The sequence below is a fragment of the Streptococcus sp. AS20 genome (genome assembly GCF_000524255.1).
Taxonomy (GTDB): Bacteria; Bacillota; Bacilli; order Lactobacillales; family Streptococcaceae; genus Streptococcus; species Streptococcus constellatus.
This window is the reverse complement of the sequence record NZ_JANS01000009.1, coordinates 123,365-136,736: the sequence shown is the minus strand read 5'-3', so window position 1 is coordinate 136,736 and position 13,372 is coordinate 123,365. Positions and strand designations below refer to the sequence as shown.

At 39.4% G+C, this 13,372-nt stretch carries 13 protein-coding genes; 12 read left to right on the top strand and 1 reads right to left on the bottom strand.

Annotated features, from left to right (window positions below):
• Nucleotides 1-13: 13 nt before the first annotated feature.
• From mecA to sufU, 6 genes are all read left to right on the top strand, one after another.
• Nucleotides 14-769, top strand: a complete 756-nt coding sequence (mecA, locus tag HMPREF1514_RS05170; protein ID WP_037597774.1) for an adaptor protein MecA — start codon at nt 14-16, stop codon at nt 767-769.
• A complete protein-coding gene (locus HMPREF1514_RS05165; protein WP_022524656.1) occupies nt 760-1,926 on the top strand; it encodes a glycosyltransferase family 4 protein in 1,167 nt (388 codons plus the stop codon). The genes mecA and HMPREF1514_RS05165 overlap by 10 nt, the downstream gene beginning before the upstream one ends.
• Before the next feature lie 91 nt (nt 1,927-2,017).
• On the top strand, nt 2,018-2,788 hold the full coding sequence (gene sufC / locus HMPREF1514_RS05160) for a Fe-S cluster assembly ATPase SufC (RefSeq protein WP_003070295.1): 771 nt from the start codon (nt 2,018-2,020) through the stop codon (nt 2,786-2,788).
• Between the two features lie 39 nt (nt 2,789-2,827).
• Nucleotides 2,828-4,096, top strand: coding sequence for a Fe-S cluster assembly protein SufD (gene sufD / locus HMPREF1514_RS05155; protein WP_037597771.1), 1,269 nt, complete (start codon nt 2,828-2,830; stop codon nt 4,094-4,096).
• Nucleotides 4,097-4,104: 8 nt separating this feature from the next.
• Nucleotides 4,105-5,337, top strand: a complete 1,233-nt coding sequence (locus tag HMPREF1514_RS05150) for a cysteine desulfurase (protein ID WP_037597770.1) — start codon at nt 4,105-4,107, stop codon at nt 5,335-5,337.
• On the top strand, nt 5,324-5,773 hold the full coding sequence (gene sufU / locus HMPREF1514_RS05145; RefSeq protein WP_037597767.1) for a Fe-S cluster assembly sulfur transfer protein SufU: 450 nt from the start codon (nt 5,324-5,326) through the stop codon (nt 5,771-5,773). Before HMPREF1514_RS05150 ends, sufU begins: the two co-directional genes overlap by 14 nt.
• A gap of 89 nt (nt 5,774-5,862) precedes the next feature.
• Here the strand turns inward: sufU and pbp3 are convergent, their stop codons facing one another.
• Nucleotides 5,863-7,104, bottom strand: a complete 1,242-nt coding sequence (gene pbp3 / locus HMPREF1514_RS05140) for a D-alanyl-D-alanine carboxypeptidase PBP3 (protein ID WP_037597766.1) — start codon at nt 7,102-7,104, stop codon at nt 5,863-5,865.
• A 152-nt stretch (nt 7,105-7,256) separates the two neighbouring features.
• On the opposite strand from pbp3, the gene HMPREF1514_RS05135 reads away from it, so the two are divergent.
• The 6 genes from HMPREF1514_RS05135 to HMPREF1514_RS05110 all read left to right on the top strand — a co-directional run bounded on the left by HMPREF1514_RS05135 (nt 7,257) and on the right by HMPREF1514_RS05110 (nt 13,149).
• Nucleotides 7,257-8,600: a DEAD/DEAH box helicase gene (locus HMPREF1514_RS05135; RefSeq protein ID WP_003070285.1), complete on the top strand. Its 1,344-nt coding sequence runs from the start codon at nt 7,257-7,259 to the stop codon at nt 8,598-8,600.
• A gap of 159 nt (nt 8,601-8,759) precedes the next feature.
• Entirely contained in the window at nt 8,760-9,569 is an 810-nt protein-coding gene (locus HMPREF1514_RS05130; protein ID WP_037597764.1) for an amino acid ABC transporter permease, read from the top strand.
• Nucleotides 9,569-10,312, top strand: a complete 744-nt coding sequence (locus tag HMPREF1514_RS05125; protein WP_037597763.1) for an amino acid ABC transporter ATP-binding protein — start codon at nt 9,569-9,571, stop codon at nt 10,310-10,312. Before HMPREF1514_RS05130 ends, HMPREF1514_RS05125 begins: the two co-directional genes overlap by 1 nt.
• 89 nt (nt 10,313-10,401) lie before the next feature.
• Nucleotides 10,402-10,626 carry a DUF4059 family protein gene (locus HMPREF1514_RS05120; RefSeq protein WP_003070280.1) on the top strand — a complete coding sequence of 75 codons (225 nt, stop codon included), beginning with the start codon at nt 10,402-10,404 and terminating at the stop codon, nt 10,624-10,626.
• 62 nt (nt 10,627-10,688) lie between these two features.
• On the top strand, nt 10,689-11,600 hold the full coding sequence (trxB, locus tag HMPREF1514_RS05115; RefSeq protein ID WP_003070277.1) for a thioredoxin-disulfide reductase: 912 nt from the start codon (nt 10,689-10,691) through the stop codon (nt 11,598-11,600).
• Between the two features lie 172 nt (nt 11,601-11,772).
• Complete coding sequence (locus tag HMPREF1514_RS05110; protein ID WP_037597761.1) at nt 11,773-13,149, top strand: amino acid permease; 1,377 nt, start codon at nt 11,773-11,775, stop codon at nt 13,147-13,149.
• Nucleotides 13,150-13,372 lie beyond the last annotated feature (223 nt).

Below are 13,372 nucleotides of genomic sequence, written 5' to 3'. Positions count from 1 at the left end.
ATGAGGTAATGCGATGGAAATGAAGCAAATCAGTGATACAACGATTAAGATCACAATAAAATTAGAAGATTTAGAAGAACGTGGAATGGAGATGGCAGATTTTCTCGTTCCGCAAGAAAAGACAGAAGAGTTTTTCTATGCAATTTTAGATGAGTTGGAAATGCCAGAGAGTTTTTTGGATAGCGGTATGCTCAGTTTTCGTGTAACTCCTAAACCAGACCGACTGGATGTTTTTGTCACCAAGTCTAAGATTGATAAGAATCTGAATTTTGATGATTTGGCAGATTTACCAGATGTAGAAGAGCTGTCTCAAATGTCTCCAGATGAATTTTTAAAGACATTAGAAAAAAATATTTTTGAGAAAAGCAAAGACGATATTGAAGCTGTTCGGTCTTTGGAAACGGCAGAAGCAGAAAATAATACGAGCACTTCTGACATAGAAGATCAAGAAGAAAATAGTGACGACCTTACTCAAAAATATATCTATTATATCTTGAAATTTTCCAGCTTGAAAGAAGCGATTGTCTTTTCTAAAACAGTAGACTATGCTGTTAACACTTCGGAGTTGTACAAAATGGATGGTTACTATTACTTAACAATCTTGGTTGATATTGAAGGACATCCTAAGCGTTATCCAGCTTGGCTTTTGGCTTCTATGCGTGAACATGCAGAAGACACAGATGTGACAAGAGCTGTTTTGCAAGAGCATGGTTATTTATTGCTTGTCAACGAGGCGGTTGCTAGTCTTCAAAAGGTTAAATGCTCATGATTCCTTTCCCTTTAAAATTCATTTTGGTGTTGCTTGGAACCTTTTTTATTGGTGTAATTCTCACACCTTTAGTGCGTCTATTGGCATTTAAGATAGGCGCGGTTGATTATCCCAATGCTCGAAGAATCAACAAAAAACCAATGCCAAGCAGCGGAGGTTTAGCGATTGTCATTTCTTTCTCGGTTGCTACACTTGTTTTTATGCCGATGATTGTGCAAGCGACCTTTCATGGAAAGGGTTATTTTGATTATATTTGGCCGGTTGTCTCAGGCGGCGGCATCATTGCTTTAACGGGGCTTATTGATGATGTGAAAGAGTTGAAGCCTTTAGCAAAGATGTCAGGAATTGTGTTGGCTGCCAGTTTGATTTGGTTATTGACTGATTTCCGTTTGAATCATTTTAAAATTCCTTTTGGCGGACCACTATTGCACTTTGCCCCTTGGTTATCTTTTATTTTGACGGTTATCTGGATTATTTCGATTACCAATGCCGTCAATTTGATTGACGGGTTAGACGGATTAGTGAGTGGTGTATCGATTATTTCGCTGGTGACAATGGGGATCGTTTCTTATTTTTTCTTGCCGGATCACAATGTGTTTTTAACCTTAACTATTTTTGTTCTGGTCATGTCTATCGCGGGATTTTTTCCTTACAATTATCACCCAGCTATTATTTATCTGGGTGATACGGGAGCACTGTTTATCGGTTTTATGATTGCTGTTTTGTCACTGCAAGGCTTGAAAAATGCGACAGCCGTCGCGGTGATTACTCCGATGATTATTCTGGGTGTGCCGATTACAGACACATTTTTAGCGATTGTGCGTAGAACTTTATCTGGTCAAAAATTCTATACGCCAGATAAGCGTCACCTTCATCATCGCCTGCTCTCTTTGGGCTTGACCCATCGTGGGACAGTCTTGGTTATTTATGGCATTTCGATGATTTTTGCCATGATTTCTCTTTTGCTAAATGTTTCAAGTCGAATTGGTGGTGTACTATTAGTGATTAGTCTGCTCTTTGGAGTGGAACTTTTATCGGAACTTATCGGTGTTTTGGGTCAAAATCGGACACCACTCCTTAATGTTCTTCGGTTCATTGGAAATTCTGCTTATCGGGAAGAAATTCGTACAAAATTCAGAAATAGAAGAAAGAAATAGAATCTTAATTAAAACAAAATAAAAGCCTTTTTGGCTTTTTTTTGCTATACTTATAAGGTATATTATGGTTACAAAGAAAGGAAAATTTACCATGTCTGTCTTAGAAATCAAGGATCTCCACGTAGAAATCGAAGGAAAGGAAATTTTAAAAGGAGTTAATCTGACTCTTAAAACAGGAGAAGTAGCTGCGATTATGGGCCCAAATGGGACAGGTAAATCAACTCTATCAGCCGCCATTATGGGAAATCCAAATTACGAGGTAACCGAAGGGGAGGTTCTGCTCGATGGTGTCAATGTTTTAGAACTGGATGTGGACGAACGAGCTCGTATGGGGCTTTTTCTTGCTATGCAGTACCCAAGTGAAATTCCAGGTATTACCAATGCAGAATTTTTGCGTGCAGCTATGAATGCAGGTAAAGAAGACGACGAAAAAATTTCTGTTCGTGATTTTATTATGAAATTGGACGAAAAGATGGAATTGCTGAATATGAAAGAGGAAATGGCCGAGCGTTATCTGAATGAAGGCTTTTCTGGCGGTGAAAAGAAACGCAATGAAATCTTGCAATTGTTGATGCTAGAGCCAACTTTTGCGCTACTGGATGAAATTGACTCTGGATTAGATATTGATGCGCTGAAAGTGGTATCTAAGGGTGTCAATGCCATGCGTGGTGAAAATTTTGGAGCTATGATTATTACGCACTATCAACGCTTGTTGAATTACATTACGCCTGATGTGGTGCATGTTATGATGGATGGGCGAATAGTGGCTTCAGGTGGCCCAGACTTAGCTGTTCGTTTAGAGCAGGAAGGCTATGCCAAATTAGCTGAAGAACTTGGTTTTGATTACCAAGAAGAAGTTTAGTTACCCCTTCTTTTTGCTTGAAAAAGATAGGAGAATGAAATGACAAAAGAAACCATTAAACATTTTTCACAAATGCATGCGGAGCCTGAGTGGTTGGCGAATCTTCGTCAAGCTGCTTTTGATAAAATAGAAGAGTTGAAGTTACCGATCATTGAGCGCGTGAAATTTCACCGCTGGAACTTGGGAGACGGCACGCTTTCAGAAAGTGAATCTCTTGCAAATGTACCTGATTTTACAGCACTGGATAATCATTTGAAATTAGTTCAGATCGGAACGCAGACTGTTTTAGAGCAACTGCCGGCTGACTTGGCGGAGCAGGGTGTCATCTTCACAGACTTTTATTCTGCTCTTGAGGAAATTCCAGAAATCATTGAGAAACATTTTATGTCTGCTGTTAAATATGACGAAGATAAGCTAGCAGCTTACCATACAGCTTATTTCAATAGTGGAGCGGTGCTATATATTCCGGATAATGTTGAAATCAATCAGCCCATTGAAGGCATTTTTTACCAAGATAGTGAAAGTGATGTGCCATTTAACAAGCATATTCTGATTATCGCAGGAAAACATTCTAAAGTGACTTATTTAGAACGGTTGGAAACTTATGGTTCTGGCAGTGTTTCTGCGACAGCAAATATCACGGTGGAAGTCATTGCCCAAACAGGAGCGCAGATTAAGTTTTCAGCTATTGATCGACTAGGAGAAAATGTGACCGCCTATATTAGTCGTCGGGGCAAGTTGGACGATGATTCTATGATTGATTGGGCGATTGGAGTCATGAATGAAGGGAATGTGATTGCTGATTTTGACAGTGATTTGTTTGGGCGCGGAAGTCATGCAGATATGAAAGTGGTGGCTCTCTCTCGTGGTAAGCAGATTCAGGGGATTGACAGTCGCGTCACCAATTACGGCTGCAATTCGATCGGCAATATCCTCCAACATGGAGTGATTTTGGAAAAGGGAACGTTGACTTTTAACGGAATTGGTCACATTATCAAGGGAGCCAAGGGGGCAGATGCGCAACAGGAAAGTCGAGTGCTCATGTTGTCTGACAAAGCACGTTCAGATGCTAATCCTATTCTTTTGATTGATGAAAATGATGTGACAGCAGGGCATGCGGCGTCTATCGGTCAGGTAGATCCAGAAGATATGTACTATCTTATGAGTCGAGGGCTAGATCAGGCAACGGCAGAACGGTTAGTCGTGCGTGGTTTCTTAGGTTCTGTTATCGTTGAAGTTCCGGTCAAAGAAGTCCGTGTTGAGATGATTGAAACTATTGATGAAATTTTAGCTAAAAATAAAAGATAGGAAAAGAAATGTCTAAACTTGATGTAGAAGTCCTTTGGAAAGATTTTCCGATTTTAGATCAGATCGTCAATGATGAGCCACTAGTTTATTTGGATAATGCAGCAACGACTCAAAAGCCAAGGCAGGTTTTAGGAGCAATTACGGATTATTACGAAAAAGATAATGCCAACGTTCATCGTGGTGTTCATACGCTGGCTGAGCAGGCAACGGCAGCTTATGAAGCTGCGCGGGAACGAGTGCGCTCTTTTATCCATGCTGCTTCAACGAAAGAAGTTCTCTTTACGAGAGGTGCGACGACTGGGCTCAATTGGGTGGCACACTATGCTGAAAGTGTGTTGCAGCCAGGAGATGAAGTGCTGATTTCTGTTATGGAACACCATTCCAACATCATTCCTTGGCAAGAAGCCTGTCAGAAGACAGGTGCCAGATTGGTTTATGCTTATTTGAAAGACGGCATGTTAGACCTTGCTGACTTTCAGTCAAAATTGACTGAAAAGACGCGGTTTGTTGCCTTGGCTCACGTTTCTAATGTATTAGGTGTGGTGAATCCTATAAAAGAAATAGCAGGGCTAGTGCATCAGATAGATGCTCTTTTGGTAGTGGACGGAGCCCAATCTGTACCTCACATGGAGATTGATGTTCAAGACTTGGATGTTGATTTCTTTGCTTTTTCAGGTCACAAGATGCTAGGTCCGACGGGTATCGGTGTGCTTTATGGAAAAGAGAAACTCTTGAATCAAATGCCTCCGGTAGAATTTGGCGGGGAAATGATTGATTTTGTTTATGAGCAGAAAGCAACATGGAAAGAGCTCCCTTGGAAGTTTGAGGCAGGCACACCCAATATAGCTGGAGCTATTGGTTTAGCTGCCGCTATTGATTATCTGGATAAGATCGGAATGGAAACTGTTCATCAATATGAGCAAGAATTACTGGCTTATGTCTTTCCCAAATTACAAGCTGTTGAGGGTCTCACCATTTATGGTTCGGAGGATTTGGCTCAGCGGTCAGGTGTTATTTCTTTTAATCTAGCTGGTCTTCACCCCCATGATGTAGCAACAGCTCTGGATTATGAAGGCGTGGCTGTACGAGCCGGACATCACTGCGCTCAACCCTTGTTGAGTTACCTAGGAGTGGCAGCGACTGTTCGAGCTAGCTTTTATATGTATAATACCAAAGCAGACTGTGATAAGCTCGTTGAAGCTTTGCAGAAAACAAAGGAGTTTTTCGATGGCACTTTCTAAACTAAATAGCCTTTATAAGGCAGTTGTGACGGATCATTCAGCTCACCCTCATCATCAAGGTCGTTTGGATGGAGTGGAGCAAGTGAATCTCAATAATCCTACCTGCGGAGATGTCATCAGTCTGTCGGTTCAGTTTGATGAGCAGGGAGTGATTGAGGATATTGCATTTGTGAATTCTGGTTGCAGTATTTCTACAGCATCAGCTAGTATGATGACTGATGTAGTCTTAGGGAAGACGAAGTATGAAGCACTAAAGTTGGCAGAGATTTTCTCTCAAATGGTTCAAGGGAAAGAAGATAAGCAGCAAGCGGAATTGGGAGATGCAGCTTTTTTGGCTAGTGTTGCTAAATTTCCTCAGCGTATTAAATGCTCAACCTTAGGTTGGAATGCTCTTAAAAAGGCAATTGAAGAAGCTGAAAAGTCTGAAAAAGATTAATAATTGAGGTTAAATAAAAAATGCACCGCACCCCAAAAGTTAGACAGAAAAAATCTAACTTTTGGGGTGCGGTACATTATCGCGATTTTTTATAATTTTTCATTGACATATTGGACGAATTCATTCCACCAAGATTTGAGGAAGAAGGGGCGTTCTATTCTTTCTGCTGAAAGCATGGAAATAGTCGGTGGTTTCTTGTCAAGATAGCCTTTTCCAATCAAATCATTGTCTGTATAGGTCAATTTTCCAACAACGACACCCTTTTTTAAAGGCGTAGGATACCCTTTTTTATCGGTTGTAAAGTGGACAGTAGGTTTTTTATGATTGTATCTCCGCACAATAGTAAGTTTCTTACTTGCAACGGCAGTGACTTCATCTTTTTGACCGTTGATAATGCGAGCAGAACTTTTATCATAGGCTTCACCTTTTTTTACAAGAGTTTGGACAGTAAATTGCTGATAAATATAAGACATAAACCTAGAAGTAGCTGTGAAACGGGCGTTTTCATCTTTATCTGCATGATCGACATTGAGAAGGACTGTAATCAAACGCATGCCTCTCTGCTGGATTGTTCCGACAAAGGAAGTTCCTCCTTTATCAGAAGAACCAGTTTTTAGACCATCCACTCCAGCTCGAAAAGCCGGCATATCTTTAAGCATATGATTGGATGATGTAAGCGTCATACCTGCAAAGTTAGATGTAGTTTTTTTGGTAATTTCTAAAACTTCTGGGTAATCAAGAATTAAACGACGAGCAACAATTGCAATATCATAAGCACTCAATTTATTTTCATCATCTTTGTTTGAACCAGGATAAATATGTTCTTCTCCTAAAACAGAATTTTTAAGTCCAGAAGCATTGACAATAGTGGCATTTTTGATTCCCCATTGTTGTAATTTAGCTTTCATCAAATCCACAAATTTTTTCTCACTACCTGCGACCTTCTCAGCCAAAGCAATCGCTGGGCTATTGGCACTGGCTATTAAGGAAGTTTCTAATAGTTCTTCGATAGTGTACCGTCTTGCTTCCAACGGAACGTTACTGGCATCTGGATTAACGGTTAGTTGATAAGGATAGTCAGAAATATCCACTGGAGTTTGTAGAGTGAACTTTCCTTGATGAATGGCTTCATAGACCAAATAAGCTGTTAGCAATTTAGTAATAGAAGCAACTTCAACTGGCTGATCAGCATCTTTTTCATACAAGATTTTTCCAGTTGTGGCATCAACCGCAATAGCGTGCTTGGCGCCTACGTTAAAATTATCGGCCCAGACAGTAGGAGTTAAGATAAGTAAGAGAGTTGTTACAAGAGTAATAATAAATTTTTTCATGGTAATCCCTTTTTGTGAACTTAACATTATTGTATCATAAAAAGAGAGAGCTTCATAGAAAAGGGCGGGAAATGACAAAAGAAATGATTCGTTTTTATTTTTAAAGTAAGTTCTGGTATAATAGGTAGGACAAGTAACGAATAGAGGAAAACATGAAATTTACAGAATTTAAGTTTAAAGATTATATTCAAGAGGCATTAATAGATTTGAACTTTGTCGAGGCGACAGAAGTACAGGAAAAATTGATTCCAATCGTACTTGCGGGTCGAGATCTAGTTGGAGAGTCCAAAACAGGTTCAGGGAAAACCCACACTTTTTTATTACCGATTTTTCAAAAGATGAATGAGGATGCAGATAATGTTCAGGCTGTCATTACAGCTCCCAGTCGTGAATTAGCCACGCAGATTTATCAAGCTGCACGCCAAATTGCTACTTTCTCTGATAAGGAAATCCGAGTGGCTCATTATGTTGGTGGGACTGATAAAAATCGTCAGATTGGGAAATTGGCTTTCAGTCAGCCGCATATCGTTATTGGAACACCGGGACGTATCTATGATTTGGTGAAATCAGGTGATTTGGCTATTCATAAGGCGAATACCTTTGTAGTAGATGAAGCAGATATGACCTTGGATATGGGCTTTTTAGAAACAGTGGATAAGATTGCGTCCAGTTTGCCAAAAGAATTGCAATTTTTAGTCTTTTCAGCAACGATTCCACAAAAATTACAGCCATTTTTAAAAAAATATCTATCAAATCCTGTCATAGAGCAGATCAAGACCAAAACAGTCATCTCTGATACGATTGAAAACTGGCTGATTTCGACTAAAGGTCAGGATAAAAATGCGCAAATTTACCAAATCACTCAGCTTTTGCAGCCTTATCTAGCCATGATTTTTGTTAATACTAAAACACGAGCTGATGAGCTGCACAGTTATTTGACAGCGCAAGGACTTAAGGTCGCTAAAATTCACGGAGACGTTCCTCCGCGAGAGCGCAAACGGATTATGAATCAAGTGAAAAATCTGGAATTTGAATATATTGTGGCGACCGATCTAGCAGCAAGAGGGATTGATATTGAAGGGGTCAGTCATGTTATCAATGATGCAATTCCGCAAGATTTGTCTTTCTTTATCCACCGAGTTGGTCGGACAGGACGAAATGGGTTGCCAGGCACTGCCATTACCCTATATCAGCCAAGTGATGATTCAGATATTCGCGAGTTAGAGAAATTGGGGATTCAGTTCATTCCTAAGATGATAAAAGCTGATGAGTTTCAGGATACTTATGACCGAGATCGTCGTTCTAATCGTGAAAAACGCCAAGAAAAATTGGATACAGAGATGATTGGTTTGGTTAAAAAGAAGAAGAAAAAAATCAAACCGGGCTATAAAAAGAAAATTCAATGGGCTGTCAATGAAAAACGCCGAAAAACCAGGCGTGCTGAAAATCGAGCACGCGGTCGTGCAGAAAGAAAAGCGAAACGTCAGAGCTTTTAGTCTTAAAATTTTTTTATCACTCTCATAAATAAAAACAATTATTTTTTATAAAACGAATGTGATAGACTAGTCTTGCTAGTCTATTTTTATCGTAGTAAATAATTGGTGAATTTATAAAATTGTGATAGAATTAGACATTATTGAGAAAGAGAAGTTACAATGATTGTTACAACAGTGATTTTAGCGTCTAATTGGTATCAAGAATTGATTCAGAAAATTCCAGACGGGCAGCTTTTTAGCTGGCGATCTGTGTTTGACGGACTGCCAAGAATTATCGAAAAATTACCGACAACTTTGCTATTGACTTTTGGAGGAGCTTTTTTTGGCTTGATTTTGGCTCTCATTTTTGCGATTGTCAAAATCAATCGTGTGAAGATTTTGTATCCTCTTCAAGCCTTTTTCATTAGCTTTCTGCGCGGGACCCCTGTGCTTGTTCAGCTCATGCTAACGTATTATGGGATTCCTTTGCTTCTGAAAGCAATCAACTTGCGATTCGGTACGGGTCTAAATATAAATGCTATTCCAGCTTATCTATTTGCAATTGTAGCTTTTGCCTTTAATGAAGCAGCTTATGCCAGCGAAACTATTCGAGCAGCGATTTTATCAGTAGATTCGGGTGAGGTTGAAGCGGCTCGTAGTTTGGGCATGACAAATAGGCAAGTTTATCGTCGTATCATTATCCCAAATGCAGCAGTCGTTGCTACACCGACTCTAATTAATTCTCTGATTGGTCTGACCAAAGGTACTTCTCTGGCTTTCAGTGCTGGAGTTGTGGAAATTTTTGCTCAAGCGCAGATTTTGGGCGGTGCGGATTATCGCTACTTTGAGCGCTTTATCTCGGTGGCTCTTGTCTATTGGGGTGTGAATATAGTGATTGAACTATTTGGGCGGTTTATCGAAAAGAAAATGGTGATTGAAGTGCCTGATAATCTCAATCCACAAATACGAACGAAAGGAGATGTTCGTTAATGATTCGTATTTCAAATCTCAGCAAATCCTTTTCTGGACAAATTGTTTTAAATAATCTTAGCTTAGAGATTCAAAAAGGTGAAGTAGTTGCTTTGATTGGCTCATCTGGTGCAGGGAAATCTACTTTCTTACGCAGTTTGAATTATTTAGAGCAACCAGATAGCGGAACGATTACAATTGATGATTTTACAGTTGATTTTTCCAAGATTAGCAAAGAAGAAATTCTAACTTTGAGGCGAAAGTTGGCGATGGTATTTCAACAGTTTAACCTTTTTAATCGTCGGACAGCTTTGGATAATGTCAAAGAAGGTTTGTTGGTTGTAAAAAAATTCTCAGACCGAGAAGCAACGAATCTTGCAAAAAAAGAACTGGCAAAAGTTAGTCTGTCGGATCGTGAAAATTACTATCCACGTCATCTGTCAGGTGGACAAAAACAACGGGTCGCTTTGGCACGAGCTTTAGCGATGAAACCAGATGTGTTACTATTGGATGAGCCAACATCTGCCCTGGATCCTGAACTAGTAGGAGAAGTTGAAAAATCTATTGCAGATGCAGCCAAGGCTGGTCAGACCATGATTCTAGTTAGTCATGATATGTCCTTTGTCTCTCAAGTGGCAGACAAGGTACTCTTTTTGGATAAAGGACACATCATTGAAATGGGAACTCCCGAAGAAATAATGAGCCACCCTAAAGAAGAACGCACAAAAGAATTTTTTGCCAGTTACAAACGGACATATATTTGATATAATAAAAAAGAAGCCCAGTTCTTGCTAGCTGGGTTTATTTTAAGCATTTTATGTTAAGTAAAAGTTAATTTGATGGGGAGAATGACATGTTATTTCGAGTTTTTATACTTTATTTAGAGAGTTTACTGATTACAGCGCTACTGGTAGGGAGTTTTTTAGGATTATGGATTGGTCTTCGCGCTGTCCGGCGTGTTGATAAAACGGTCAGAGATCGACAAGCTCATCTGTATGACATGTTGCTAATCGCAGTGATGACAATTCCGATTTTATCTTTTGCTATGATGGGGATTTTACTTGTCTTAAAAGCATAATTCTTGAAAAAAAGCTCTACTAACGTTAGAATAACAGTGATTACAATAAAGGAAGTGACGATATGTACGATACAATTATTATTGGATCAGGACCAGCGGGAATGACAGCCGCTTTATATGCTGCTAGAAGTAACCTCAAAGTTGCTCTTTTGGAGAGAGGCATTCCAGGCGGGCAAATGAATAATACCTCAGATATCGAAAATTATCCTGGATATGCTAATATTAGTGGTCCAGAACTAGCAGAAAAAATGTTTGAACCGCTCGAAAAATTGGGAGTAGAGCATTTGTTTGGCTATGTTAAAAAGATTGAAGATCATGGAAATGTGAAAAAAGTATTCACAGAAGATGAAGTTTTTGAAACAAAGACTGTTATCATTGCTTCGGGAGCTTTCCACCGCCATCTTGGCGTATTAGGAGAAGAAGAGCTCAACAGTCGTGGTGTTTCCTACTGTGCAGTTTGTGATGGTGCCTTTTTCCGTGATGAAGATTTGTTAGTAGTCGGTGGAGGCGACTCTGCAGTGGAAGAAGCTGTATTTTTGACTCGTTTTGCAAAAACGGTGACGATTATTCATCGGCGCGATGAACTCCGTGCACAAAAAGTGCTTCAAGATCGTGCATTTGCCAATGAAAAAATCCGCTTTATTTGGGGTTCAGTTGTGAAGGAAATCAAAGGAGACAAGCGTGTTAGCAGCGTTATAGTAGAAAATGTCAAAACAGGTGAAATATCTGAACATGAATTTGGCGGTGTCTTCATCTATGTTGGATTAGAGCCAGTCAGTGAGTTTGTCAAAGATTTAGGCATTACCAATGAAGCTGGCTGGATTGTGACTGACAATCATATGAAAACGGCTATTTCTGGCATCTATGCCATTGGTGATGTTCGAGAAAAGAACCTTCGTCAAGTAACGACAGCTGTTGGTGACGGAGCAATCGCAGGACAAGAAGTTTATAAATATATTACAGAGAATTTTTAAGACTGGGTTCATATCCAGTCTTTTCTGATTAGCAAAAACACATCAATGCACTGATGGAGTGATAATAAGAGTGCTTCTTTGGACTTGTTCAATTCTCGTGCCTTCATAAATGACTAGTGAAATTGTCAGAATTGTGGTACAATAGAAAAGTTCACGTAAAAAGGAGACTTGTATGAGTGATAAACATTCTGAAAAAAATCAAAACAAGATGGAACGTGGTTTGCAAAATCGCCATGTGCAAATTATAGCTATCGCTGGGACCATTGGGACGGGTCTCTTTTTGGGAGCTGGACGTTCGATTAATCTGACAGGACCGTCTATTATCCTCATTTACATGTTGACAGGTGTCTTTATGTATTTGATGATGAGGGCGATTGGAGAAATGCTGTACTATGATCCAGACCAGCATACATTTATCAATTTCATCACAAAATATCTTGGTAATGGCTGGGGTTATTTTTCTGGCTGGTCGTATTGGATCTCCCTCATTTTTATTGGTATGGCAGAAATCACGGCAGTTGCGCAATATGTCCAATTTTGGTTCCCAACTTGGCCGGCTTGGTTGATTCAAATTGTCTTCCTTGCTATTTTGAGCATGGTCAATCTGATTGCGGTACGAGTCTTTGGCGAGGTTGAGTTTTGGTTTGCCATGGTTAAGATTGTAGCGATTATTGCTTTGATTGTGACAGCTATTTTTATGGTGTTGACAGGCTTTAAAACCCCAAATGGTGTAGCCAGTTTAAGTAATATCAGTCAAAATTTCCAACTTTTCCCCAATGGCTTTATGAGTTTTGTCATGGGCTTTCAAATGGTTTTCTTTGCTTATCAGGCGATTGAATTTATTGGAATTACGACTTCAGAAACAGCCAATCCTCGTCAAGTATTGCCTAAAGCAATAAAGGAAATTCCTTTACGAATTGTCTTGTTCTATGGTGGCTCACTTTTGGCAATTATGGCGATCATCCCGTGGAAAGATTTAGCAACAACAGACTCTCCTTTTGTTATTGTATTTAAGTTAGCAGGGCTCAAATGGGCGGCAGCTTTGATTAATTTTGTGGTACTGACCTCAGCCGCTTCGGCCTTGAACTCTACTTTGTATTCAACAGGACGCCATTTGTATCAAATTGCTCATGACTCGCCAAACCGCTTTCTGAATGGAATTGGTGCTGGCAAATTATCCAGACAGAACGTTCCGAAAAATGCTATTTTGACATCAGCGGTAGTGATTGCATTGGCTGCTTTTATTAAGGTTTTACCGGGAGTGTCCGATTCCTTTGTTTTGATTACAGCCTCTTCATCAGGTGTTTACATTGCTATCTACGCCCTCACTATGATTGCTCACTTGAAATACAGAAAATCAAAAGAATTTATGGCAGATGGTTATCTAATGCCAGCTTACAAATTTCTCAACCCACTCACCTTACTCTTCTTTGCTTTTGTATTTGTCACGCTCTTTTTACAAAAGTCAACTGTTGTGGGTGCTATCGGATCAGCCATCTGGATAGTTGGATTTGGAATGTACAGCCAATGGAAGTTTAAATCAAAATAAATATGTCATAAAGCTAAGAAAAATGATACGATGTTTTCAAGTTGTTTCAAGACTTTCTTAGCTTTTTATATTGGTAATGAGATTGTCAACAGGGAGAAGTTTCTGATGAAAAAAGTAATGGATAAACATTCTAATATATAATCAAACGCAATCTTATAATCACTAAAAGTTAAAAATAATTGTTTTTGCCATTCAAAGATTGACAAGATTTCCGCTTGCTCTT